The sequence below is a fragment of the Falsirhodobacter sp. alg1 genome (assembly GCF_000739715.2).
Taxonomy (GTDB): Bacteria; Pseudomonadota; Alphaproteobacteria; order Rhodobacterales; family Rhodobacteraceae; genus Falsirhodobacter.
Map to the genome: position 1 here is coordinate 279,768 of NZ_BBJC02000005.1, position 23,541 is coordinate 303,308.

The following is a 23,541-nucleotide window of genomic DNA, read 5'->3' on the forward strand; positions in this document are numbered from 1 at the left end:
TTTTTCGTGCATTCTGTTCTAAAAATCTACATATGTAATATGTCGCGCATTTTTCGTGGCTTGTATCGGCGCGCCGTGTTGACGGTGCATAATAATTGCACATTGTGATCGAATGCTGGACTCAATCACCTTGCCAGATATGCAACGCAGCCGAGGCGCTGCGCGGGTTGTGATCGGCCCGCGGGGCTTGATTGATCTTGCGCAATCCGGCTCCGCCAAGGCAATGCTGCCGCGAATGACCGCAGGCGGAACCGAGGTTGTATTTCTGAATACATCTGGCGGTCTGGCCGCTGGCGACAATCTTGATTTCAATATCGAGCTGCGCCCGGACACACGCGCCCTTGCCACCACCCAGACAGCCGAGCGTGCCTATCGCGCCGAAGGCAGGCCCGCGCAAGCGCGTGTTGCCCTGAGCGTAGGCAAAGGCGGATGGCTGGACTGGCTGCCTCAGGAAACGATCCTCTTCAACGGCTCCAAGCTGGAACGGGAGACTGTGATCGACCTTGATGCAGGGGCGGGATGCCTGGCGCTGGAAATGGTTGTGCTGGGGCGCATCGCCATGGGCGAAACCCTGCACAGGCTGCACCTGCGTGACCGGCGCATCATTCGTCAAGAAGGGCGCGTCATACATCATGACGCCCTGGCGCTGGATGATGGCACCCTACACCGGCTGGAGACGCCCGCCATGATGGGAGGGGCGCGTGCATTGGCGACATTGGTAATGGTGGCGCCCGATGCAGCCGATCATCTGCAACGGGTGCGTGCCTGTCTGGATGAACCAGGCGTGACGGCAGCCGCAAGCGCCCCGCACGGCCGTCTGGTCATACGGGCATTGGCCAATGACGGATGGCCGTTGCGCCGACAGATTTACCGTCTTTTGGGGGCATTACGCCCCGATCCCCTTCCCCGCATCTGGCAGGTCTGAGATGAACCTATCCCCGCGTGAGCGTGAGAAACTGATGATTTCCGTCGCGGCAATGGTTGCCCGCAACCGTCTGGCCCGGGGCGTGAAGCTGAACCATCCAGAAGCGATTGCCCTGATTACAGATTTCGTGGTCGAGGGTGCTCGGGACGGCCGCAGCGTGGCCGACCTGATGCAGGCAGGCGCCCATGTCATCACGGCCGGACAATGCATGAGCGGCGTCCCCGAGATGATTTCCTCGGTTCAAGTCGAGGCTACCTTTCCCGACGGCACCAAGCTTGTCACCGTCCACCACCCGATCCGACCGGAGGCCTGAATGATTTCCTTTATGCGTGTGAAGCGTATCGCCCGTATGTCTGTTGCATCGCTGGCATTGCCCGGATTAGCCGTGGCGCACCCCGGCCATGTGGGGGGCGTGCCGTTCACCGCGGGCCTGCTGCATCCGATGGGCGGACTTGACCACATGCTGGCGATGGTGGTCCTGGGACTGATTGCGGCACAAATGGGCGGGCGGGCGCTTTGGGCCCTGCCGGCCACATTCATCGGGGCGGCGCTGGTCGGTGGTGCCACCGGACAACTCGGGTACCCGGGATTGGCCGTCGAGCCGATGATCCTTGCCTCTATCGTCGTGATGGGTGGCTTGGTGATGATCGCGGCGCGCATGCCGATGGTTTCAATGCTTCCAATGGCTGCGATTTTCGGGCTGGCACATGGCTGGGCGCATGGGATCGAGGCACCGACGGCGGGTTTTGTCACCTATGCGGCAGGGTTTGGCCTGACTACGCTGGCACTGCACCTTGCAGGCATTCTTACGGGCCAGATCTTCCTGAAGTCACGCATCCTTCGCGGGCTGGGTGCCGTGGTGGCAGTATCGGGCATGGCTCTGGGGTTCGTATCATGATCCCCGGAGAAATTTTGATTGCCGATGGCGACATCACGCTGAACGAAGGCCGCACGCCCGTAACGCTGATGGTGGCAAATACAGGCGACCGGCCTATCCAGGTTGGCAGCCATTACCACTTTGCCGAAACCAATCCGGCCCTGCGGTTCGATCGGGCCGTGGCACGCGGCACCAGACTGGCCATTCCGGCCGGTACCGCCATCCGCTTCGAGCCGGGCCAGTCCCGCGAAGTGCGCATTATTCCCTTTGCCGGGGAACGTATCGTTCAAGGTTTCCGTCAAGAGATCATGGGGCCGCTATGACCACCTTATCCCGCGCCGATTATGCCGCGCTCTACGGCCCTACCACCGGTGACCGTATCCGACTGGCCGATACCGAGCTGCTGATAGAAGTCGAACGTGATCTGACCATCGCGGGCGAGGAGGTCAAATTTGGCGGTGGCAAAGTCGTGCGGGACGGAATGGGCCAGTCACAGGCGACCCGGGCCGACGGCGCGATGGATACGGTCATTACCGGCGTGGTGGTGTTTGACCACAGCGGCATCATCAAGGCTGATGTCGGCATCAGGGACGGGCGGATTGCAGGCATCGGCAAGGCCGGCAACCCCGACACCCAACCGGGCGTGACACTGATCATCGGCCCAGGTACCGAAATCATTGCCGGGGAAGGGCGTATCCTGACCCCCGGAGGCTTTGATTGCCATATCCATTTCATATGTCCGCAACAGGTGGACCACGCGCTGCATTCGGGCGTAACCTCGTTGCTGGGCGGGGGAACAGGACCCGCACACGGAACGCTGGCCACCACCTGCACCCCGGGCCCTTGGCATATCGCGCGGATGATGGAGGCTTGTGCCGATCTGCCCGTGAACGTGGGGCTTGCGGCCAAAGGCAACGCTTCGGTACCGGCACCGTTGATCGAACAGGTCCGTGCCGGGGCCTGCGCCATGAAACTGCACGAGGATTGGGGAACCACCCCCGCCGCCATCGACAACTGCCTGACAGTGGCAGACCAGATGGACGTGCAGGTGATGATCCATACGGATACGCTGAACGAATCCGGGTTTGTCGAGGATACGATGGCCGCCATCGCGGGCCGGACGATCCACGCCTATCATACCGAGGGTGCGGGCGGTGGCCATGCCCCCGACATCATCCGCATGGTCGGCATGGCCAATGTCCTGCCCTCGTCGACCAACCCTACGCGGCCCTATACCGGCAACACGGTGGAAGAGCATCTGGATATGCTAATGGTGTGCCACCATCTCGATCGCCGCGTGCCCGAGGATGTGGCATTTGCCGAATCCCGTATCCGGCGTGAGACCATTGCGGCCGAAGATATCCTGCACGATCTGGGAGCTTTCTCTGTCATCTCCTCGGACAGTCAGGCAATGGGCCGGATTGGCGAGGTTATCATCCGCACGTGGCAGACAGCAGACAAGATGCGCCGTCAGCGCGGTCGTCTCCCCGAGGAAACGGGCGAGAACGACAATTTCCGCGCCCGCCGCTATATCGCGAAATACACCATAAACCCCGCAATCGCGCATGGCGTTGCGGCGCATATCGGCTCCATCACCGTCGGTAAACGTGCTGATCTGGTTCTGTGGTCCCCCGCCTTTTTCGGGGTCAAACCGGAAATGGTGCTTGTTGGCGGAATGATTTCAGTGGCGCAGATGGGGGATCCGAACGGCTCCATTCCGGTGCAACCGATGTTCTCCCGCCCCATGTGGGGGCATACCGGACGCGCATCGGCCCTATTTGTATCCAAGGCAGGGCTGGAGGCGGGCGCAGGCGACGGCTTGCGCAAATCCATGCTCGCGGTCGAAGGCACGCGCGGAATCGGCAAATCGGATATGGCAATGAACTCTGCCATGCCGGTGATCGAGGTTGACCCCGAAACCTATGAGGTTCGCGCCGACGGTGAATTGCTGACCTGCGAACCTGCCGGCGAGCTTCCCATGGCCCAACGCTATTTCCTGTTCTGAGAGACAAAAATGATCCCGACCGCCACCACCGTCATCCGTCAGGCCGCAGGCCCTTTTGCCGCCGAGGTTGTTCTGGATTACGAGGGACGCCTGCTGCGCCGCAAACGTCTGACGGCAGGGGTAGAGAATTTCATGGTCGATCTGGCCGCCGTGACCAGTCTGGACGAAGGCGATGCCCTGCCCCTCTCCAACGGACGGTTGATCCGTGTCCGCGCGGCCCCGGAACCGGTATTGATCGTTCGTGGCCCCCTACCCCGACTGGCCTGGCACATCGGAAACCGCCACACCCCATGCCAGATCATGGAGGACCATCTGGTCATTCGTCAGGATCATGTTCTGGAGGCGATGCTGCACCAGTTGGGCGCCGAGGTGGAACACAAGACGCAGCCATTCCATCCCGAAGGTGGCGCCTATGGGCATGGCCGGACCTTTGGCCACACGCACGGACCTGCGGATTTCGCGCATCAGCATGACAGCTGAAACGGCCCGTTTGCAGCTGGCACAATATCTGTCGCCAGCCTTTCCTACCGGTGGCTTCGCCTGGTCGCAGGGGCTGGAATGGGCGATGGATCAGGGTGTTGTAACGCGAGGCAGCTTTCCGGACTGGCTGGCCGACGTGCTGGAATATGGCAGTCTCTGGACAGATGCCGTTCTACTGTCCCTATCCTTGCGCGATAATGCCGATCATGTGCTGCTGGATGATCTGGCGCGGGCTGCTTGCCTGTCGTCGCAGCGTTTGTCGGAAACGGTCGAGCAGGGGACTGCCTTTGCGGCAAACATGACGGTGCTTGGCCTGCACTCCCCCCCCATGGTGTTGCCCGTCGCATTTGGCCGGGCCTGTTGTTCCATGCCGTTGCCAGCCTCAGAAATCATCGCCCAATTCTTGCAGGCACAAATTGCGGCGCTGGCATCTGCTGCCGTACGCTTCATGCCCCTTGGACCTCAGGATGGTCAGCGCATATTGGCCGGCCTGCACCCAACCCTGCTTGCAACAGCCGCGCGCGCGGCAACAGCAACCGAGGCGGATCTTGCGACTGCTGCATGGGGCGCTGATATTGCCGCGCTTTCACACGAAACAATGACCGTCAGGATATTCAGATCATGAGCATGAACGGACCTCTTCGCGTTGGCATCGGTGGCCCTGTCGGGGCCGGAAAAACCACCCTGACCGAGCATCTGGCCCGCGCGCTTGCCCATCGGCTGTCGATGGCCGTCATTACGAATGACATTTACACCCGTGAAGATGCCGAGGCGTTGATGCGCGCCCAGGTTCTGCCTGCCGAACGCATTCGCGGCGTTGAAACCGGTGGCTGCCCCCATACAGCCATCCGGGAGGATGCGAGCATCAACCTTGCGGCGATTGCAGAACTGAATGTCGCCTTTCCGGAGCTGGATCTGGTTCTGATTGAATCCGGCGGTGACAATCTTGCCGCGACCTTCAGCCCCGAACTGGCGGATCTGACGATTTACGTCATCGATACTGCCGCCGGGCAGGATATTCCCCGCAAACGTGGTCCGGGGCTGGCACGATCCGATCTGCTGGTCGTCAACAAGGTGGATCTGGCACCCCATGTCGGCGTGGATGTGGAAATGCTCGAATCCGATGCACATAAGGCGCGTGGTGCCCGTCCGGTGGTCATGACCTCACTCCGCACCGGCAAAGGTATCGAAGAAATCGTCAGTTTTCTTGTTACCGAAGGCGGATTATCCCTTTCGTGATAAAAATACGCATATAATATAGGCACACACCGGAATTACAGCTTATATGATAATCATATACATTCAGGTTATTCTCTAAAACTGCCTTGATACTGTTCACCCTCACAGAACCGTCATTTCCTGTGTACCGCGAAGACCGCCCCTCAGGACGGAGCTTCACCAAGACAACAGGGACACCGGTGCAAAGCCGGATCAGGAGGGTGAATGAAACATCTGACAAAGATGCTGCTGCTGACCAGCGCCATCACGTTTACGAATACCGCATGGGCCCAGGAGGGAGAGCCGATCAAGATCGGTGTTCTGCACTCTCTTTCAGGAACGATGGCCATTTCGGAAACGACGCTGAAGGATACGGTCCTGATGCTGGTGGAGCAGCAGAATGCGAAAGGCGGGCTTCTGGGCCGCCCGCTGGAGGCTGTCGTGGTGGATCCCGCCTCGGACTGGCCGCTGTTTGCCGAAAAGGCGCGGGAACTGCTGACGGTATCCGATGTCGATGCAATCTTTGGCTGCTGGACAAGTGTTTCGCGGAAATCCGTCCTGCCGGTGATCGAAGAGCTGGACGGCCTGCTGTTCTATCCTGTGCAATACGAGGGCGAAGAGTCTTCTAGGAACGTGATCTATACCGGTGCCGCACCGAACCAGCAGGCCATCCCTGCTGTGGATTACATGGCGGATGAACTCGGCGTTGAAAAATGGGCGCTTCTTGGCACCGATTACGTTTACCCGCGGACAACGAACAACATCCTTGAAAGCTACCTGAAGGAAAAAGGTGTGGCCGAAGGCGACATCTTTGTGAATTACACACCATTCGGCCATTCGGATTGGTCCAAGATCGTTGCCGACGTGGTAGCGCTTGGGGCTGACGGCAAAAAGGTAGGTGTCGTTTCCACCATCAACGGCGATGCCAATGTCGGCTTCTACAAGGAACTGGCGGCTGCTGGCGTATCGGCCGATGACATTCCCGTCATGGCGTTTTCGGTCGGTGAAGAAGAACTTTCGGGGCTGGATACCGCGAACCTTGTAGGGCATCTGGCCGCCTGGAACTATTTTGAAAGCGCCGATACCCCCGAAAACGAGGCGTTCATCGAACAATGGCATGAGTTCACCGGCGACGAAAACCGCGTGACCAATGACCCGATGGAAGCGACGATGATCGGGTTCAACGCCTGGGTTCAGGCCGTGGAGGCGGCGGGGACTACGGATGTCGATTCCGTACTGGACGCAATCGTCGGCGTCGAGGTTCCGAATCTGACCGGCGGCACGGCCACCGTCCTGCCGAACCACCACCTGACCAAACCTGTTCTGATCGGCGAGATCCGTGATGACGGCCAATTCGATATCGTAAGCCAGACCGAACCCGTTGCGGGCGATGCCTGGACCGATTTCCTGCCGGAATCCGCCGTGCTCGATTCAGATTGGGCCTCCAAGGATTGCGGCATGTACAACACGGACACGCAAAGCTGCGTACAACAGCAATCCAACTACTGATTGCCTGCATCGGGGGGCGGCCAACGCCCCTCGACGTTTCATACCGGAATATCATCGTGCCCCATCTGCCCCGCGTTCTGCGGCGCGCGCTAGTCGCTTGCGCTGTCGCCTACGGCCTATCGGCCCTGCCTGCCCTTGCAAACCCGCAGCTTCAGTCCGTGATCGCGGATAATCTGGACCAGATAGAGCGCCCGTCCCGCCTGACGGTAGAGCCGCTGGTCTCTGAAATTGCCGCAACCGGGCCGGAAGGCATGGCGCTGCTGACGGCATGGGCGGATCGCCGATTGGCACTAAGCGCCGACGGCCAGCTGCTGATCGTTGATGGCGATACCATTACCGATGCGGCCACAGGTGATCCCGTAATGGATGCCGATCCCAAGATGCTCCGGCCCAATTCAGGCGTCCGCGGCGTGATTGAGGCTGCACTTGTGGTCAGCCAGATCGCTGCTGCCGATCCGGCGGTGCGTGCAGCTGCCCTTGATGCCATTGCCCGGCAGGGCAGCGCGGATCATCTTGCGGCCTTGCGGACGGCACCCACCGATCCGGACCCTATGCTGGCTGCACGCCGCGCACGGCTGGAACATTTGCTGACCATCCGCTACGGCACGGACCCCGCCACCCGGGTTGCTGCTATCGAGGCCATGTCCGGCGATGTCGATCTGGACGTCCGCGCGGCGCTGAACCCTGTTCTGTCCACCACGCGCATGGCGGCCATGGCCCCGCCCGAAGGTGCGAATATCGCACGGGAATTGACCGTAGGTACAAGTGTCCTTCCGCGCGAGGCAGCCTATGATCTGTTGAAATCCCAGGGCGATGCCGAGCCGCTGCTGTCCGGCCCCGCGCAACGCGACGCGCTGGCCGCCCATATCGTTGACGGTCGGGTGGGTGGCGTTCCTGTCGCCGAGTTGAGGGATCCTGCCGCACGCGACCGTGCCTATGCCGCGCTGGAAGCAGAGGGTACGGTCGCACCCGCCGCCACTCAGGCCGAAGCCGATAGTGCAGTTGATGCCTATCGTTACTTCGATGTGTATACCGAGCCCTCCGCCGCCGTTACAGATGCCGCCGAAGAGGCGCAATCCCACGCACAAATGAAACTGGGGGCCATGCGAGGAGTGGACCTTGGTCTAGATGCCCTTTCGCTTGCCTCGATCTATTTTCTTGCCGCCATCGGCCTTGCCGTCACCTTCGGCGTGATGCGCGTGATCAATATGGCGCATGGTGAATTCATCATGATGGGGGCCTATACCGCCTATACCGTTCAAACCCTGATCCCGAACCGCACACTGTCATTGCTGGTGGCATTGCCATTGGCGTTCATCGTCACCGCGTTCGCAGGCATCGTGCTTTACCGGCTGGTAATCCGTCACCTCGCCCATAGGCCGCTGGAAACGTTGCTGGCCACATTCGGTGTATCCATCGCCCTTCAGCAGTTGGCCAAGAACATCTTTGGTACCCAGGCGCGTCCGCTGACGGCACCTGCATGGCTGGAGGGGTCGATCACGATCAATGACGTCATCTCCATCAGTTCGATCCGCGTCGCGATCTTTGTGCTGGCCCTCGTGTTCCTCGCGCTCTTTCTGTTCATCATGAAGCGCACGCGTTTGGGGCTGGAGGTTCGGGCCGTGACCCAGAATCCCGGAATGGCCGCATCAATGGGGATCAACCCCGATCGCATCGCGATGATGACGTTCGGACTGGGCTCGGGTATTGCCGGTATCGCCGGTGTTGCAATCGGTCTGTTTGCCCAGGTTACGTCCGAATTGGGCCAGGGATATATCGTGCAAAGCTTCATGACCGTGGTCGTGGGCGGTGTGGGCAATATCTGGGGCACATTGGCAGGTGCCGCATTGATCGGTGGCCTTTCGAAGGTGATCGAGTTCGTGAACCCTGCAAATACCCTCGCAGCGCAAACCTTCATGATCCTGTTCATCATCATATTCATCCAGTTCCGGCCACGTGGGATTATCCCGCAAAAAGGCCGCGCGGCGGAAATGTAGTCCATGACCCGTAAACCCTTTTTCCTCCGCAGCCCTTCGGTACTGGTCGTGCTGGCAATACTGGCAACCGGGACGGCGGCGATCACCCTGCTCAGCGCGGCATATGGCAGCGGCGTTGTTCCCACCTCTACAGTCAAGGTGTTGGGGATGACGCTATGCCTCGCCCTCGCGGCCCTCGCCACGGACCTTGTCTGGGGCTATCTGGGCATCCTGTCGTTGGGGCAAATGGCGTTCTTTGCACTTGGGGGATACATGATCGGCCAATGGTTGATGTACGCCCGTACCGAGACGATTGTCGCCGCAAACCTTGCCCAAGGGGCCATTCCACCCACGGCGCAGGAACTGCAGGATGCCACCGCAAACCAGATATTCGGGGTGGTGGGAAGTGCCGATCTGCCGCTGGTCTGGAGCTTTGCCCATAGTCTGCCTATCCAGCTGCTGCTGGTCGTGGCAGTACCCGGCCTTTTGGCGCTTGTGTTCGGCTGGTTGGCTTTTCGCAGTCGCGTGAACGGGGTGTACCTGTCCATTCTTACCCAAGCGATGACATTGGCACTGGCCCTCTGGCTGTTCCAGAACGACAGCGGGTTTCGCGGGAATAACGGACTGTCCGGCCTGCAGAACATTCCCGGTCTGGAGGACGTAGATCAGGCACGGCTGTCGGTCTGGTTCCTTTGGGCCTCGACCTTGGCACTCGGGGTCTTCTATACAATGGCTGCATGGATCGTATCGGCCAAATTCGGCAGCGTGATCCGCGCAATCCGCGATGATGAAACCCGCGTTCGGTTTCTGGGCTATCCAGTCGAAGGGTTCAAGCTGGTGGTATTCACCCTTGCCGCAATGATCACGGCAATTGCCGGCGCTCTTTATTACCCGCAGGCGGGGATCATCAATCCGGCTGAACTGATGCCGATCGCTTCCATCTACCTTGCGGTCTGGGTGGCGATCGGCGGGCGCGGGCGCCTTTATGGCGCGGTGATCGGGGCCATCGTCGTCTCGCTTTTGTCCAGCTGGTTTACGGGCGGGCGCGCGCCATCGCTACACCTGCCGGGCTATACGGTGAACTGGGTCGATTGGTGGCAGGTTGCCTTGGGGCTTTCGTTTGTACTGGTGACGCTGTTCGCCCCCAAGGGCATTGCCGGACTGGTAGACCTGATCGACCGCAAAGGAGATCGGACATGAGCTCTCTACTTGAAGTACGGGGTGTGACGAAATCCTTTGACGGGTTTCGTGCGATCAACGACCTGTCATTCCAGATCGGCGGTGCCGAACTGCGGGCCGTCATTGGCCCGAACGGGGCCGGCAAGACCACATTTATGGATATCGTTACGGGCAAAACACGCCCGGATACGGGCGAAGTACTTTGGGGGGAACACTCCCGCAGCCTGCTGAGGATGAACGAAGCGCAGATTGCGCGCGCCGGTGTGGGCCGTAAATTCCAACGCCCGACCGTATTTGAAGATCAGACAGTATCCGACAATCTGGTTATGGCGCTGAAGGCTGCACGGGGGCCATTTGCGGTTCTGGGCTGGCGCCCGACAACCGCCTCCATCGCGCGGGTGGCGGAACTGGCCGATGAGGTGGGCCTCGGGTCCGCCCTGACCCGAACCGCCGGGGAGCTGAGCCATGGGCAGAAACAGTGGCTGGAGATCGGAATGCTGCTGGCACAGGAACCGCGCCTGTTGCTGGTCGATGAACCAGCGGCAGGAATGACCTTGGCCGAACGGGAGCTGACCACGACCCTGTTGCGCAGGCTTGCTGAAACCCGTGCGGTGGTGGTGGTGGAGCATGACATGGACTTTGTCCGCCGCCTGAACTGCCGTGTGACGGTGCTGCACCAGGGTGCGGTGCTGGCCGAAGGGTCGTTGGACCATGTGACCCGCGATCAGCAGGTCATCGACGTATATCTGGGGCGCTGAACCATGCTGGACGCAAAGAACCTGACGCTGCACTACGGACAAAGCCAAATTCTTCACGGGATCGACATTACTGCCACCGCTGGCACCGTTACCTGCGTGATGGGCAATAACGGGGTGGGAAAAACCTCGTTGATGAACCTCCTCGCCGGGCGGCACCCACGATCTGGCGGCACGGTCACATTGGATGGCCGGGAATTGGGGCGGATCAATGCGCAGTCCATGGCGCAGGCAGGCATCGGCTATGTCCCGCAGGGGAGGGCAATTTTCCCGATGCTGACAGTCCGGGAAAACATGGAAACGGGTTTCGCCTGCCTTCCGCGCGCCGAACGCCGTATTCCCGATGCGATCTTTGACAGCTTTCCCGTTCTGGCGGAAATGGCACACCGGCGTGGGGGCGATCTATCGGGCGGTCAACAGCAACAGCTTGCGATTGCACGGGCGCTGATTACCAAACCGCGCATCCTGCTGCTGGACGAACCCACCGAAGGTATCCAGCCCAATATCATTGCGCAGATCGGGCGGGTCATCGCCGATCTGCGCGATCAAGGTGAGATGGCGATTGTACTGGTAGAGCAGTTTTTCGATTTCGCCTGGGATCTGGGGGATAGTTTTCTGGTTCTGGAGCGTGGGCGGGCCGTTATGCAAGGGCCGAAGGCGGGGTTGAAGCGTGAGGATCTGCATGCACGGCTGGCGGGCCATACCGTGGCCTGATACCGACAGCAGATATCACCAACTCATACGACAACTATTGACTTTCATATTATGTATTGATTAGCTCGCGGCAATCACACTGAACAAGGATTGCCGCGATGGACCCTCATAGCCTGAAAGAAACACTCGGATCCGGGCTGTTATCCTTTCCGGTCACGCACTTTGACGCCGAGGGGCGGTTTGCACCGCAAAGCTACCAATCCCATGTAGAGTGGCTATCCGGATACGATGCGCCAGTGCTGTTTGCCGCAGGTGGAACCGGCGAATTCTTCTCTCTCAGTCCTAGCGAAGTTCCGATAATCGTACGTGCCGCCACCGAAGCGGCAGGCGACACTGCCATCGTGTCCGGCTGCGGATATGGCACCGAGATGGCAGTGGAAATTGCCCGTTCGGTTGAAAATGCAGGCGCTGCGGGCATCCTGCTGCTTCCACATTATCTGATCGATGCGCCACAGGACGGGCTATACGCCCATGTCAAAGTGGTTTGCGATGCAACCGATATGGGGGTGATGGTCTATAACAGGGACAATGCCGTATTGCAGGCGGATACCTTAGCACGTCTGTGCGATGATTGCCCGAACCTGATCGGTTTCAAGGATGGCACGGGGGATATCGGCCTCGTCCGCGAAATCACCGCGAAAATGGGTGATCGCCTAACCTATCTGGGAGGGATGCCCACGGCCGAACTGTTCGCAGAGGCATATCTGGGGGCGGGTTTCACCACCTATTCGTCGGCCGTATTCAACTTTGTTCCCCAGCTGGCGGTGGAGTTCTACACCGCGCTGCGCAGTGGGGACAGGGCAACATGTGAGCGGCTTCTAAAAGATTTCTTCTATCCCTTCATGGCGATCCGCAATCGGAAAAAGGGTTACGCGGTTTCCGCGATCAAAGCTGGTGTTCGTCTTCAGGGGTTTGCTGCGGGTCCCGTCCGCAGCCCGCTGACCGATCTTGAGGCAGAGGAGGAGCGGATGCTGGAGGTTCTGATCGCACCCTATCACCGCCATCACTCCGCATAACTTCGGGGGAAACACTGCCAAACCGCTGTTTTGCAGCAGCGCCCTCTTGACCAGATGCCTTTTGGTGCAGACTAGTAGCCGAGATTGCGGGCCATGGGGTGGACATTGTCCGCGCAGCGTTGAATGAATTTGCCATGGAGGAAAACAGATGACCATGATCCGCACGTTTACCGGGGAAAAGCCCGCGACCAAGCTGCCAAAGGGTACGATCGACTCGCATATGCATATGTATCTGGCCGGCTTTCCCGCAATTGCGGGCGGCCCACCCCTGCCCGCTGGCGATTTGCCGGGCCCTGATGAATATCGCAAGGTGATGGAATGGCTGGGCATCGACCGCGTGGTGATCACCCAAGGCAACGCCCATCAGGCCGATAATTCCAACGTGCTGGCGGCGCTGGCGGAAATGGGGGATATCGCACGCGGTGTGGCCGTTATCAATTCCACCACATCCGAGGCAGAAATTGCCCGCCTTGCCGATGCGGGCGTTGTCGGCACCCGTCTGATGGACCTGCCGGGCGGTGCCGTTGGCATGGACGAACTGGAGGCCGTTGACAGCCGTGCGGCAGATGCAAATTGGGTATCGGTCGTGCAATTTGATGGCAACAGGATCTGCGATCTGGAGCCGCGTCTTGCCAAGATGAAAAGCCGCTGGGTTCTTGACCACCATGGCAAATTCTTTGCCGGTGCGACCGAGGCTGATGTCGCCGCAATGAAACGCCTGATTGATGGCGGAAATTGCTGGCTCAAATTCTGCGGCTGCTACGAATCCAGCTTGTCGGGTGCGCCCAATTTCGAAGACATCGGCAAGATTGCCCGCGATATGGCGGCACACGCACCAGAACGCATCATCTGGGGCACCAACTGGCCGCACAACGGCGCGAAAACCACCGAGGATTATCCGGATGATCGCGCCCTGACCGACACGGTTCTGTCTTGGCTGCCGTCAGATGAGGCGCGTCACAAAGTGCTGGTTGAGACACCCGAGGCTCTGTTCGGCTTTCCGCCCATGTGAACCGCAACCAGTTGCATTGAAAAGCCGCCGGTAAATCCGGCGGCTTTTGTCATTCCATTATTTCATGATCGGGTCTTGGGTATAGATCCCGCCCTGATAGACCGAAAGCGGGTGGTCCTTGTCCGGAACAGCCTCACGCGCATCAAGCATGGCGCGGAATTTTTCTGAATTATCCTTTGGTCGCCAGCCAAGATAACGGGCGGCGGAGTTATCCCACCAAACCGTATCATTGTCCGACACGCCCCAAATGATCGGACATCCCAGACGCGGCACCGTAAAGCAGCGACCGATGAGATCGGTAAAGTCTGCGGCCGACATCCAGGTGGATAGCATACGGTGGTTCAACGGCTCCTCAAAACAGGAACCGATGCGGATGATCGCGGTTTCCTGCCCGAATTTATTGAAATACAGGCTGGCCATCGCCTCACCAAAGCATTTCGAAACGCCATACAAGCCATCCGGCTGCATCGGCATATCCGGCGTCAACTTCTGGTCCTGCTTGTAAAAACCGATGGTGTGGTTGGATGAGGCAAAAATGATCCGCGGGTGGCCATGGGCACGCGCTGCTTCATAAAGGTTATACACACCGCGGATGTTCGCGTTCAGGATAGGCTCGAACGCCTGCTCCACAGAAACGCCACCAAGGTGAAGAATGGCATCGCATCCCTCGACCAAGCTTGCAACGGCTGCTTCGTCGCCCAGATCGCATTGCACGATTTCTTCATTCGGACGGGCCTCTCCCATATCGGAAATGTCCGATAGACGCAGGATTTCGGCCATAGGCGCAAGCTGGTCGCGCATCACGCGGCCAAGGCCACCGGCAGCACCCGTAATAAGTAAGCGTTTCAAGGTAGTTCCCTCCCAATATCAATGTATGATCATACAACATCAGAAAAATTCGTCCAGCTTGTCTGACCTAATATGCCTGCCGATTTTCAGAATGATGAACCCGGGGCATACATGCCGACACTGCATTGCATGGCAGCGCATTTCAGCTAGGCATCATGTTCAAAGGGGCATACCTTCACCGACCCTTGCCCGCAGGATCCAGAGCCGATGACCGTAAAGCTGCGCCCACATCACCTTCTGTGTTTTCTGACCTACGTGGGAAAAGGATACAGCCCCGCATTCGTGGAGAACTATGACCGTATCGCCAGCCGGCTGACAGCGGGTGAGGATATCGCCATTGTAGATGGTCCGGATGATATCTGTGCGCCACTGCTGGGCAGCAGGAATGCCCATTGCACTGGCGCCTCGGTACGGGTGCGGGATGCGCAGGCCGCGCGGGATGTGGGCCGGTTGCTCGGAATGACGGTTACAATCGGAAGCAGAATTGCGAACACCCCGGATATGGTTCGCATGCTGCGATCGGCATTTCATGAAGGCACACTCCGCCCTGCCTGCGCGGGCTGCGAATGGTCAGATTTGTGCACATCCATTGCCGACCATGCCTATGACAATGTCCGCATAGCACCGGCAGCGATCTAGCAAGGCGTGGCCTCCAGCAGAGGCCGCATGCGCTCTATTCGCCAACACTATACGCGCCAGATAATCGCAATAGCTTGCGGGATTGCCCGCATACCTCTCCGGCGGCAAGACTGGACCCGAGCCGATCCGCCCCGGATCATCGCGATGAACCTACCGCCTTGGCGACAGATAAAGAACCGGACAATGACCTCCGACAAGCTAGACCAACGGCCCTCTGCCATTCGCGAGGCTGTGCAGAACGAATATGCCTTTGCCACCGCCTATTTTGATCGGCTTACCGCAATAAGTACCGATCCCGCAGGTGGGATCACGCGTGATACTTACGGTCCCGGAGAGGATGCGGCCCATCGCATCATGGCAGATATCGCGCAGGAGTGCGGGTTCGATCTGCGTGTCGATATTGCGGGGAATACCTATGCCCGATGGGAAACCGGACCCGGGCGGAAAACCGTCGTAGTGGGATCGCATCTGGACAGCGTTCCCCGGGGCGGCAATTTCGATGGCGCCGCGGGGCCTTTGGCCGGGTTGATCGCGATGCGGGTTCTGCGCAGATTGGGTGCCGAACCGCATGTCTCTCTCTGTGCCATGGGCATACGGGCCGAGGAAAGTGTATGGTTCCAGACGTCCTATATCGGATCACGCGCCGCACTGGGAACCCTGCCGCACGATACCTATGATGCCGCGCGCAGGATCGATACGGGCCGGACATTGGCCGATCATATGCGCGCGTCGGGCTGCGATGTGGATGCGCTGCGAAACGGGGCACGCCCTTTGGACCCGGCAGGCTTGGCCGCTTATATCGAACTGCATATCGAGCAGGCCCCTTCCCTGGTGGAAGACGCGAAACCCGTCGGCATATGCACGGCCATTCCGGGGAATTTCCGCTATCCGGACGCCCGGATTAAGGGTGTGCATGGACATGTCGGGACCCCGCGCCGCTTTCGCACGGATGCCGCCCTTGCTGCTGCCGATCTGGCCATGGCTATGGATACCCTATGGTCAAAGCAGGAAGCAGCGGGCAACCCCATGGCGGTGACCTTTGGCCGTTTCCATACGGATGATGCATATCATGGGCTGACGACAGTGCCGGGGCTATTCCACTTTTCCCTGGATGTCCGGGCTTATGATGCAGTCCACCTGGACATGGTGGAGCGGGAATTCCATGCCATCATTACGCGTATAGAAGCTGACCGAAATGTCAGTATCGATCTGGGCGAACGCAAAAGTGCCCCTGTCGGCAAGGCGGATTTGGCAATCCGCACAGGGTTTGCTACCGCAGCGCGTGATCTGGGAATTGATTTCATGGAAATGGGCTCTCCTGCTTCGCATGATGCGGCTGCATTTGCGGCGGCCGGGGTGCCCATGGGAATGATTTTCGTACGGAACGAGAATGGCAGCCATCATCCGAACGAAGCCATGGAGATAGACGATTTTCTGGACGGCTCCGCGGTTTTGACGGCCTATCTTTACGACCGCTACTGCCAGTGAAGAAATACCCCACGCCATTGCAGAATGGCGCAGGGCAATAATCAGCCTTTGGCTTCGTGGCGCCGGAAGTTCGCTGCAATCTCCTCACCCGTAGCGATCCAGACATCCTTGCAGGACTGGGCGTAAGTCAGAAAATCGCGCAACAGCCGAAGCCGCATGGGGCGCCCCGAACATTGGGGATGCAGCACCGTCGTCACCATCGCACCCCAATCACGTGTTTCGTCCAATTCGTCTTTCCAGATCGACATCACATGTTCGGCCGGAAAGATCGGGCGCGGGCTGAACCGTGCCGATAGACCAAGCATCCAGTCATCGTAACTGGCGGTCGGGGGGAGTTCGATCGGCCCCGGTTGCCCTCCCTCCAGCAAATGACGATAGGGGCGCACGTCATCGCGGAATGACGAGGTATAAACGATACCCCGTTCGGTAAGCATCTTGCGCAGCGTTTCGCAGAACTCCCCCGAGGGCGCACGGTATCCCTTTGGAACAACACCGAGTCTCCGCTTCAGTGCCTCGAACCCGTCATCGACTTCCTCGATCAGACGGTCACTGCCGGGATCGGGCATCAGGTGGTGATATCCGTGATGACCGATTTCATGCCCGGCCTTCAGGATCGCTTCGCACATGGCGGGATGGGCATCCAGTGTCCAGCCCGTGATAAAGAACGTGGCTTTCAGCTCCAGCCGCGCCAGCATCTCCAGAATTCTCGGCGTGCCGACACGCGCCTCGTATCCGCCATAGCTCATCGTCACCAGTCGGTCGAAATGGGCGGGGTCCTTGGCCGTCCAGACGGACTCCGCATCCACATCAAAGGAAAGGAACATGGCGGATGAATACCCCTCCGGCCACGGATATTCCGGTGCCGGAGGGGCCAAGTTCGCCGGACGGCGCGGCAGCGTGTCAAATGGATCAGTCGACGCCATTGATCGTGGCCTTTTCCACACCGCTGCCAACCAGGTTCCATTTCTCCAGCAGGTCACCATAGGTGCCATCGGCAATAAGCCCGTCCAGCGCGTCTACGACATCGGCGTGGAAATCAGACTGATCCACAGGGAAAGCCATCCCGATCAACTGATAGCTGATAGGCTCACCCACTGGATGATAGATGCCGGGGTCCTGATCCATGACATAGGGCAGCGTTTCGTTGCCCTGTACGGCCACATCGATGCGCCCTTGGCGCAGCTGCGATCGTGCATCGGCCGAGCCGTCGGTGCCGACGAATTCGACAGGATTATCGCCGCAGTTCTCTGTGCTCCACTTGTCGATCTCGGCTGGATAGGAAGTCCGGCGGCTGGCGCCCACACGCTTGCCACACACGTCCGCAACGGTGGAAAAGGTCGCCGCGTCTTCCTCACGCACAAAAAACTGCGGGCCGCTGCGCAGATAATCCACGAATGTGGCCGATGCATGGCGGTCGGGCAGATCGCTCATCCCCGACATGATCATATCGACACGGCCTGTTTCCAAGGCCGACAGCATGGCACTGAACGCGGTTTCCTCCCATGAGATCTCGGCACCCAGCTTGGCTGCAATGGCGGCCCCGAGATCGATATCGAACCCCATCAGGACATTTGTCGCAGGGTCCTTGAATTCCAGCGGCGGATAATTGGGCGTATTGGCAATGCGCAGCACACCGCTTTCGGCAACCGCCGGCGGCAAAGTGGCGGCGGCAGAGGAAACGGCACTGGCCCCCAGCAGGATCATGGCAAGGCAGATTTTCATGGTCGGTTCTCCGTGTTGGTTGCAGCGCGGTTGATCCACCCTGCGGTTTTTCAGGCAATCACTTTCGAGATGAAGGCTTTGGTCCGCTCTTCGCGCGGGTGGGACAGCACCTGATCCGGCGGGCCGTATTCCACGATGCGCCCCGCATCCATGTACACCACGGTATCGGCAACCTCGCGGGCGAAGCCCAGTTCGTGGGTGACGACCATCATCGTCATTCCCGAGCTCGCCAGCCCCTTCATTACCGACAGCACTTCGCCCACCAGTTCAGGATCCAGGGCCGATGTGGGTTCATCGAACAGCATCAGTTTGGGCTTCATCGCAAGCGCGCGGGCAATTGCCACGCGCTGTTGCTGCCCACCCGAAAGTTCGGACGGGAAATTACCGGCCTTATCGCTCAGCCCGACCCGCTCCAGCAGGGCCATGGCTTCATCACGTACCTCGGCCGCGCGACGGCGCTGCACCTGAACGGGGCCTTCGGTAATGTTTTCCAAGGCTGTCATATGCGGGAACAGGTTGAACCGCTGGAACACCATGCCCGTTGCCAGCCGCTGCCGCGCAATTTCCCGATCGGTCAGCAGATGCAGATGCTGCCCCTCCTGCCGTTTGCCAAGCAGCTCTCCATCCAGCCAGATAGCCCCTTCGTCAATGGGATGAAGCTGGTTGACCGAGCGGAGAAGGGTCGTCTTGCCAGAACCGGAGGCCCCGATCAGGCACAGAACCTCACCCGGCATCACATCCAGCGATACGGCATCCAGCGCCTTGTAGGATCCGAACGTCTTGTCCACATTCCGGAACGCGACCATGGGTTTCGTCATTTCGTTCTCCGTGCAGTGCCACGTGAAAAGCGGCGTTCCAGAAGCATTTGCAGCGGTGTCAGGATCGATACGACGATCAGGTACCAAAGGCCGGCAACGAACAGCAGCTCGATCACCCGTGAATTGGCGTAGTAGATGTTCTCGGCACTATGCAGAACCTCGGGGTACTGGATCACGCTGGCCAGGGATGTGGTCTTGATCATGGAGATGAATTCATTTCCGAGGGGGGGCAGAACCACCTTCATCGCTTGGGGCAGCACGATCCGGCGCAGGGCGTGTATCTTGCTCATCCCGATGGCGCGGGCTGCATCATGCTGCCCCTCATCGACCGATATGATTCCCGCGCGAATGACTTCGGAGGTATAGGCGCCCTGGTTCAGCGCAAGGCCCAGTAGCGCCGCAACAAAGGGCGTCATCACATCCACTGCCCGGCCCGACCAAATGCCCGGAAAACCGATGACCGGGAACACCAGCGCGATATTGAACCAAAGCAGCAGTTGCAGGATCAACGGTGTCCCGCGGAACAGCCAAGTATAGCCTGCGGCCACGCTGACCAGAACGGGGTTCGAAGAAAGGCGCATCACCGCCACGATCACACCAAGAATGATCCCAAGCGTCATGGCAAGAACCGCCATGATCACAGTATTCACGATCCCCTTCAAAATGGCCGGCGCGGTAAAGAACTGTGCGACCACCGCCCATTCGATCTGGCCTTGGGCAAATGCGCGCAACAGCAGAAATATTAGGACGACGATCAACGCGGCGGCCAGCCAACGGCCCCAATACAGCCGTCGTGCAATCGGCATACCCCGGGTATCGGCAAAGCCGGGAGCGAGTTTTCTTGGGGGCATCATTCCGCTCCAGCGTTCGGGGAATAGATTTCGGGGCGAAGTGTCTGGGGCATGCTGGCGGTCATGCCGTCACGTCCCAATCGTCGGGGTGTCTGGCAGATGGAAAACGATCTGTCAGAGCACGCTCCCTGATACGGGCCAGACTTGCCTCGAACAGCCGCTTCTGCACCGGCACCGCATCAGGGTTCAGCGCAACGCGGCGCAATGCATCCTGACGATCGCCATAGGCTTCGAACAGCCCGCGCAGATCGGCGACCGCATTGTCGGAAATATCCACGCGCAGATCATAGGCGTCGATCCCCTCTTCGCCCGTCACCCGGAGCGCTGCGGACCGCAATGGGCCAAGGATCTCACCACCGGCCTGTTCGCCCGCCTCCAGCGCGCGTACCAGCCGTTCGGCAAAAGGAAGACCGGTTGATTTCGCAAAGACCGCGGCCATTGCATCCGTCACACCTTCATTCGCCAGAATATTGCCAAGCGCAAGGCAATCATCGCCACGAGAGTGGGTGAAAATCGAATACATCCGCTTGCCGTGATAGACATCGAACCCGCCTGCGGAATCCAGCGCGCCCAGCTGACGCCATTCGATATCGGTGCTGGACTGCACAACCGCGGCCATTGCTGCCTGCGCATCCTGTCCACCCGCCAGTCGGGCAATGCCCAGATCACCCAACCGGCTGTCCGTCCGGTGCTGGGACAGGAACGCGCCCTTTCCATGACAAAGACGAATGCAGCGCGATCCGACAGCAAGGTCGGACGTTGTGATGGCTGCACCGAATGCCCCCGTGTCTGCACAACGCGCGATGATCGAAAATGTCATTGAAGGCCCCGTTCCAACAGTCACCCCAGACAATCACGACGGTGTCGGGCATGAAAATTAAAAGAGTTCAGCTTCAATAACGCAGGCTTATACCCTCAAGGGATAAGCGGGCATGGCACCCGAAGGTGCCCGCCCGTCCAACAGCATGGCGCCTATGACAGGGCTGTCACTACCGCTATTTTCCCCACGACAGAACGATCGGGTCTAGGGGCCGCAGCAGATCGATCATCCGAGCACGGATGGCTGGATGAAGAGGCGCGATAGGATGACGACAGAACTCGGACGTGATGACACCGCCTTCGACCATCGCCGCCTTGCAGGATTGCCAGCCACACTGCCGGTTTTCATGATTGATCGCCATCGCAACGCGGCCATAGGCGGCGGTTGCCTCATCGATGCGGCCGGCACGATGGTGGGTCAGGACCGGCTTTATCTGGTCCACGATCATACCGCTGGTCATCGCGCCCGTGGCACCGGCATCAAGATCCGCCAGCAGGGTGATACCCTCCTCACCGTCGAACGGACCCTCGATCGCATCCCCCCCTTCGGCAATCAACGCCCGGATCTTGTTGGCTGCACGCGGGCATTCGATCTTGAACAGCTTTACAGCCTCGATCTCCTTGGCCATTCGCACCAGCAGGGAAACCGGCAGATCAACACCGGACAGGGGCGCATCCTGTACCATGATGGGAATGCCCACCTTCCCCACCGCGGCGAACTGCTCAAAGCTCTGCTCCGGCGTGCCCTTCAGCAACGCCCCGTGATAGGGTGGCATCATCATGACGATATCCGCACCATGATCCTTGGCAAACCGCGCGCGTTCCACGGCGATCTGCGTGGCATAATGGCTGATGGTCACAATCATCGGGACACGTCCGGCCACATGCTCGAGGCAAAGGCGTGTCAGAACCTCGCGCTCTGCATCTGAAAGCAGAAACTGCTCCGAGAAATTCGCCAATATACAGATACCATCCGCACCCTGATCGATCAGACAATCCAATACGCGCTTCATCCCCTCTCTGTCCAATGTCCCATCTTCGTGGAACGGGGTGGGCGCAACGGGCCATATGCCTGTGTATTTCGTCATTCTTAGATCCGATCCTGTTCTGCTGTGTATTTCATGCATTCGAAATTGGCGAGGCGATCACCGCGCCCTACATCACGGCCCCGACCAGCCACGGCACAAATTCGTAATCACCCAAGCCCTGCATTTCGGATTTGCTCTTGCCGCCAGACGCCATCCGAAGCCAGTGGTCATAGATCTCGTGGCCGACCTCCTCGACACTTGCACCTTCCGTCAGGATGCGACCCGCGTTCACATCCATATCTGCCGTCTGCTTGTGATACATGGCCGAGTTCGAGGCAATTTTCAGCGTAGGCGCCGGTTTGGAGCCAAAGGCAGACCCACGCCCGGTGGTGAAGCAGACAAGGTTACAGCCGCCTGCGATCTGGCCCGTCACCGACGCCGGATCATAGCCGGGGCTGTCCATGAAGGTGAAGCCTTTGGCCGTCACCGTCTCCGCATAATTGTAAACGCCGGTCAGCGGACTTGTGCCACCTTTGGCCGCCGCCCCCAAGGATTTTTCCAGAATGGTCGTCAGGCCACCCGCCTTGTTCCCAGGACTGGGGTTGTTATCCAGATTTCCCCTATTGCGGGCGGTATAGTCCTGCCACCAGTCTATCAGGCCGATCAGCTTGCGTCCGACATTCTCGTCCATCGCGCGGGCCGTCAGTAGATGTTCGGCACCGTATATTTCCGGCGTTTCTGCCAGAACGCCCGTTCCACCTTGCGCAACCAGCAGATCACAGGCGTATCCCAACGCGGGGTTGGCCGTGATGCCCGACCATGCGTCAGAGCCGCCACATTGCAGGGCGACCATCAGATCCGACACCGGGCAAGGCTCGCGCTGCGCCATATTCACCACGGGCAGCATCTCTTCAACGGTCCGGATACCGATGGCCACGGATGCCGCCAAACCGCCGACATCCTGGATATTCATGGATTGGAACAGCGGGCCCGGGTTCAGGCCATATGCCTCTATCAGCCAATCGATCTGCATCATTTCACAGCCAAGGCCCGCCATCACAACGCCCCCGACATTCGGATTGCGTGCATAGCCCCACAATACGCGCTGCAGAAACTGAAATCCCGTGCCGTCGCCCCCCATGGCGCATCCCGTTCCATGTACGAAGGCCACCACCCCGTCCACATTCGGATAGGCAGCCAGACGTTCGGGTGTGAAATGGCTGGCGATCATGCGGGCTGCGGTGGCCGAACAGTTCACCGATGTCAGGATCGCGATATAATTACGGGTGCCGACACCACCCGTGGCCCTGCGATATCCCATAAAGCTGTCCTGGGTTTTCGGTGCCGCCGGAAGCTGCAGGTTCGTGGCAAATTCGTATTCGTGCGAGACGTTGCGGAATTCGAGATTATGCGTGTGAACGTGCTGCCCCTTGGAAATTGGCACCGCAGCATAACCGATTACCTGCGCATATTTCACCACAGCGGCGCCTTCGGAAATATCGACCGTCGCCATCTTGTGGCCTGTCGGAATGGGTTGAACGGCCCCTTCCTCTCCGGCTGCCAGCAGCCGGATTGCAGTGACGACGTTATCGGAACGGGATAGTCGAACAGTGGACATGGCGTGGCAATGCTCCGCACGTAGGATACTTGAATGGGTTGCA

25 protein-coding genes are annotated in these 23,541 nt (G+C 59.4%); 17 read left to right on the forward strand and 8 right to left on the reverse strand.

From position 1 onward, the window contains the following. Positions 1 to 112: 112 nt before the first annotated feature. The 15 genes from TR36_RS11520 (at position 113) to TR36_RS11590 (ending at position 13,666) form a co-directional block, all read left to right on the forward strand. Positions 113 to 925, forward strand: a complete 813-nt coding sequence (locus TR36_RS11520) for an urease accessory protein UreD (protein WP_153010546.1) — start codon at positions 113 to 115, stop codon at positions 923 to 925. Position 926: 1 nt separating this feature from the next. Continuing rightward, positions 927 to 1,238: an urease subunit gamma gene (locus TR36_RS11525; protein ID WP_045392361.1), complete on the forward strand. Its 312-nt coding sequence runs from the start codon at positions 927 to 929 to the stop codon at positions 1,236 to 1,238. Then, a complete protein-coding gene (locus TR36_RS11530) occupies positions 1,239 to 1,823 on the forward strand; it encodes a HupE/UreJ family protein (protein ID WP_045392358.1) in 585 nt (194 codons plus the stop codon). Continuing rightward, a complete protein-coding gene (locus tag TR36_RS11535; protein WP_045392355.1) occupies positions 1,820 to 2,125 on the forward strand; it encodes an urease subunit beta in 306 nt (101 codons plus the stop codon). Before TR36_RS11530 ends, TR36_RS11535 begins: the two co-directional genes overlap by 4 nt. After that, positions 2,122 to 3,807, forward strand: a complete 1,686-nt coding sequence (ureC, locus tag TR36_RS11540; RefSeq protein ID WP_062763268.1) for an urease subunit alpha — start codon at positions 2,122 to 2,124, stop codon at positions 3,805 to 3,807. The genes TR36_RS11535 and ureC overlap by 4 nt, the downstream gene beginning before the upstream one ends. 9 nt (positions 3,808 to 3,816) lie before the next feature. Next, on the forward strand, positions 3,817 to 4,287 hold the full coding sequence (locus TR36_RS11545) for an urease accessory protein UreE (protein ID WP_062763270.1): 471 nt from the start codon (positions 3,817 to 3,819) through the stop codon (positions 4,285 to 4,287). After that, positions 4,226 to 4,912: an urease accessory protein UreF gene (locus TR36_RS11550; RefSeq protein WP_237763572.1), complete on the forward strand. Its 687-nt coding sequence runs from the start codon at positions 4,226 to 4,228 to the stop codon at positions 4,910 to 4,912. The genes TR36_RS11545 and TR36_RS11550 overlap by 62 nt, the downstream gene beginning before the upstream one ends. Further along, on the forward strand, positions 4,909 to 5,526 hold the full coding sequence (gene ureG, locus TR36_RS11555; RefSeq protein ID WP_045392344.1) for an urease accessory protein UreG: 618 nt from the start codon (positions 4,909 to 4,911) through the stop codon (positions 5,524 to 5,526). Before TR36_RS11550 ends, ureG begins: the two co-directional genes overlap by 4 nt. Positions 5,527 to 5,730: 204 nt before the next feature. After that, the gene (gene urtA, locus TR36_RS11560; protein ID WP_045392342.1) at positions 5,731 to 7,014 is read left to right on the forward strand and encodes an urea ABC transporter substrate-binding protein; all 1,284 of its coding nucleotides are present in this window, start codon (positions 5,731 to 5,733) and stop codon (positions 7,012 to 7,014) included. 77 nt (positions 7,015 to 7,091) lie between these two features. Beyond that, the gene (gene urtB / locus TR36_RS11565) at positions 7,092 to 9,011 is read left to right on the forward strand and encodes an urea ABC transporter permease subunit UrtB (RefSeq protein WP_062763320.1); all 1,920 of its coding nucleotides are present in this window, start codon (positions 7,092 to 7,094) and stop codon (positions 9,009 to 9,011) included. Positions 9,012 to 9,014: 3 nt separating this feature from the next. Continuing rightward, the gene (gene urtC / locus TR36_RS11570) at positions 9,015 to 10,190 is read left to right on the forward strand and encodes an urea ABC transporter permease subunit UrtC (protein ID WP_045392339.1); all 1,176 of its coding nucleotides are present in this window, start codon (positions 9,015 to 9,017) and stop codon (positions 10,188 to 10,190) included. After that, complete coding sequence (gene urtD / locus TR36_RS11575) at positions 10,187 to 10,927, forward strand: urea ABC transporter ATP-binding protein UrtD (RefSeq protein ID WP_045392336.1); 741 nt, start codon at positions 10,187 to 10,189, stop codon at positions 10,925 to 10,927. Before urtC ends, urtD begins: the two co-directional genes overlap by 4 nt. 3 nt (positions 10,928 to 10,930) lie before the next feature. Next, positions 10,931 to 11,638, forward strand: a complete 708-nt coding sequence (gene urtE, locus TR36_RS11580; RefSeq protein ID WP_062763274.1) for an urea ABC transporter ATP-binding subunit UrtE — start codon at positions 10,931 to 10,933, stop codon at positions 11,636 to 11,638. Between the two features lie 98 nt (positions 11,639 to 11,736). Further along, positions 11,737 to 12,654 (forward strand): 5-dehydro-4-deoxyglucarate dehydratase, encoded by a 918-nt coding sequence (kdgD, locus tag TR36_RS11585; RefSeq protein ID WP_045392333.1) that lies wholly within the window; start codon positions 11,737 to 11,739, stop codon positions 12,652 to 12,654. A 148-nt stretch (positions 12,655 to 12,802) separates the two neighbouring features. Beyond that, entirely contained in the window at positions 12,803 to 13,666 is an 864-nt protein-coding gene (locus TR36_RS11590; RefSeq protein WP_275477449.1) for an amidohydrolase family protein, read from the forward strand. Positions 13,667 to 13,723: 57 nt separating this feature from the next. On the opposite strand, the gene TR36_RS11595 is transcribed toward TR36_RS11590, so the two are convergent. Further along, positions 13,724 to 14,515 carry an NAD(P)-dependent oxidoreductase gene (locus tag TR36_RS11595; protein ID WP_045392330.1) on the reverse strand — a complete coding sequence of 264 codons (792 nt, stop codon included), beginning with the start codon at positions 14,513 to 14,515 and terminating at the stop codon, positions 13,724 to 13,726. Between the two features lie 207 nt (positions 14,516 to 14,722). On the opposite strand from TR36_RS11595, the gene TR36_RS11600 reads away from it, so the two are divergent. Together TR36_RS11600 and TR36_RS11605 are read left to right on the forward strand one after the other, a co-directional pair. Further along, positions 14,723 to 15,154 (forward strand): DUF1284 domain-containing protein, encoded by a 432-nt coding sequence (locus TR36_RS11600; protein ID WP_045392328.1) that lies wholly within the window; start codon positions 14,723 to 14,725, stop codon positions 15,152 to 15,154. A gap of 144 nt (positions 15,155 to 15,298) precedes the next feature. After that, a complete protein-coding gene (locus TR36_RS11605) occupies positions 15,299 to 16,642 on the forward strand; it encodes a hydantoinase/carbamoylase family amidase (RefSeq protein WP_192841349.1) in 1,344 nt (447 codons plus the stop codon). A gap of 41 nt (positions 16,643 to 16,683) precedes the next feature. Here the strand turns inward: TR36_RS11605 and TR36_RS11610 are convergent, their stop codons facing one another. From TR36_RS11610 to TR36_RS11640, 7 genes are all read right to left on the reverse strand, one after another. Beyond that, on the reverse strand, positions 16,684 to 17,565 hold the full coding sequence (locus TR36_RS11610; RefSeq protein ID WP_062763276.1) for a polysaccharide deacetylase: 882 nt from the start codon (positions 17,563 to 17,565) through the stop codon (positions 16,684 to 16,686). Beyond that, positions 17,552 to 18,364, reverse strand: coding sequence for an ABC transporter substrate-binding protein (locus TR36_RS11615; RefSeq protein WP_062763278.1), 813 nt, complete (start codon positions 18,362 to 18,364; stop codon positions 17,552 to 17,554). The genes TR36_RS11610 and TR36_RS11615 overlap by 14 nt, the downstream gene beginning before the upstream one ends. Positions 18,365 to 18,414: 50 nt before the next feature. Continuing rightward, positions 18,415 to 19,182: an amino acid ABC transporter ATP-binding protein gene (locus tag TR36_RS11620; RefSeq protein WP_045392322.1), complete on the reverse strand. Its 768-nt coding sequence runs from the start codon at positions 19,180 to 19,182 to the stop codon at positions 18,415 to 18,417. Further along, positions 19,179 to 20,033 carry an amino acid ABC transporter permease gene (locus TR36_RS11625; protein ID WP_153010548.1) on the reverse strand — a complete coding sequence of 285 codons (855 nt, stop codon included), beginning with the start codon at positions 20,031 to 20,033 and terminating at the stop codon, positions 19,179 to 19,181. The genes TR36_RS11620 and TR36_RS11625 overlap by 4 nt, the downstream gene beginning before the upstream one ends. Positions 20,034 to 20,094: 61 nt before the next feature. Next, positions 20,095 to 20,853 (reverse strand): DUF1028 domain-containing protein, encoded by a 759-nt coding sequence (locus TR36_RS11630; protein WP_062763284.1) that lies wholly within the window; start codon positions 20,851 to 20,853, stop codon positions 20,095 to 20,097. 175 nt (positions 20,854 to 21,028) lie between these two features. Then, positions 21,029 to 21,940, reverse strand: a complete 912-nt coding sequence (locus tag TR36_RS11635; protein WP_062763286.1) for a dihydrodipicolinate synthase family protein — start codon at positions 21,938 to 21,940, stop codon at positions 21,029 to 21,031. A 67-nt stretch (positions 21,941 to 22,007) separates the two neighbouring features. Further along, positions 22,008 to 23,498 carry a UxaA family hydrolase gene (locus TR36_RS11640; RefSeq protein ID WP_062763288.1) on the reverse strand — a complete coding sequence of 497 codons (1,491 nt, stop codon included), beginning with the start codon at positions 23,496 to 23,498 and terminating at the stop codon, positions 22,008 to 22,010. Between the last annotated feature and the right edge of the window lie 43 nt (positions 23,499 to 23,541).

Excerpts from the sequence above, each read along its gene's own strand:
- TR36_RS11520 (WP_153010546.1), top strand. The coding sequence starts at position 113 with ATGCTGGACTCAATCACCTTGCCAGATATGCAACGCAGCCGAGGCGCT.
- urtD (WP_045392336.1), top strand. The coding sequence starts at position 10,187 with ATGAGCTCTCTACTTGAAGTACGGGGTGTGACGAAATCCTTTGACGGG.
- kdgD (WP_045392333.1), top strand. The coding sequence starts at position 11,737 with ATGGACCCTCATAGCCTGAAAGAAACACTCGGATCCGGGCTGTTATCC.
- ureG (WP_045392344.1), top strand. The coding sequence starts at position 4,909 with ATGAGCATGAACGGACCTCTTCGCGTTGGCATCGGTGGCCCTGTCGGG.
- TR36_RS11530 (WP_045392358.1), top strand. The coding sequence starts at position 1,239 with ATGATTTCCTTTATGCGTGTGAAGCGTATCGCCCGTATGTCTGTTGCA.
- urtA (WP_045392342.1), top strand. The coding sequence starts at position 5,731 with ATGAAACATCTGACAAAGATGCTGCTGCTGACCAGCGCCATCACGTTT.
- TR36_RS11550 (WP_237763572.1), top strand. The coding sequence starts at position 4,226 with ATGGCCGGACCTTTGGCCACACGCACGGACCTGCGGATTTCGCGCATC.
- TR36_RS11615 (WP_062763278.1), bottom strand. The coding sequence starts at position 18,364 with ATGAAAATCTGCCTTGCCATGATCCTGCTGGGGGCCAGTGCCGTTTCC.
- TR36_RS11535 (WP_045392355.1), top strand. The coding sequence starts at position 1,820 with ATGATCCCCGGAGAAATTTTGATTGCCGATGGCGACATCACGCTGAAC.
- TR36_RS11525 (WP_045392361.1), top strand. The coding sequence starts at position 927 with ATGAACCTATCCCCGCGTGAGCGTGAGAAACTGATGATTTCCGTCGCG.
- TR36_RS11600 (WP_045392328.1), top strand. The coding sequence starts at position 14,723 with ATGACCGTAAAGCTGCGCCCACATCACCTTCTGTGTTTTCTGACCTAC.
- TR36_RS11590 (WP_275477449.1), top strand. The coding sequence starts at position 12,803 with ATGACCATGATCCGCACGTTTACCGGGGAAAAGCCCGCGACCAAGCTG.
- TR36_RS11620 (WP_045392322.1), bottom strand. The coding sequence starts at position 19,182 with ATGACGAAACCCATGGTCGCGTTCCGGAATGTGGACAAGACGTTCGGA.
- TR36_RS11610 (WP_062763276.1), bottom strand. The coding sequence starts at position 17,565 with ATGGCGTCGACTGATCCATTTGACACGCTGCCGCGCCGTCCGGCGAAC.
- TR36_RS11630 (WP_062763284.1), bottom strand. The coding sequence starts at position 20,853 with ATGACATTTTCGATCATCGCGCGTTGTGCAGACACGGGGGCATTCGGT.
- TR36_RS11545 (WP_062763270.1), top strand. The coding sequence starts at position 3,817 with ATGATCCCGACCGCCACCACCGTCATCCGTCAGGCCGCAGGCCCTTTT.
- TR36_RS11605 (WP_192841349.1), top strand. The coding sequence starts at position 15,299 with ATGAACCTACCGCCTTGGCGACAGATAAAGAACCGGACAATGACCTCC.
- TR36_RS11625 (WP_153010548.1), bottom strand. The coding sequence starts at position 20,033 with ATGCCCCCAAGAAAACTCGCTCCCGGCTTTGCCGATACCCGGGGTATG.
- ureC (WP_062763268.1), top strand. The coding sequence starts at position 2,122 with ATGACCACCTTATCCCGCGCCGATTATGCCGCGCTCTACGGCCCTACC.
- urtE (WP_062763274.1), top strand. The coding sequence starts at position 10,931 with ATGCTGGACGCAAAGAACCTGACGCTGCACTACGGACAAAGCCAAATT.
- TR36_RS11635 (WP_062763286.1), bottom strand. The coding sequence starts at position 21,940 with ATGACGAAATACACAGGCATATGGCCCGTTGCGCCCACCCCGTTCCAC.
- TR36_RS11640 (WP_062763288.1), bottom strand. The coding sequence starts at position 23,498 with ATGTCCACTGTTCGACTATCCCGTTCCGATAACGTCGTCACTGCAATC.
- urtC (WP_045392339.1), top strand. The coding sequence starts at position 9,015 with ATGACCCGTAAACCCTTTTTCCTCCGCAGCCCTTCGGTACTGGTCGTG.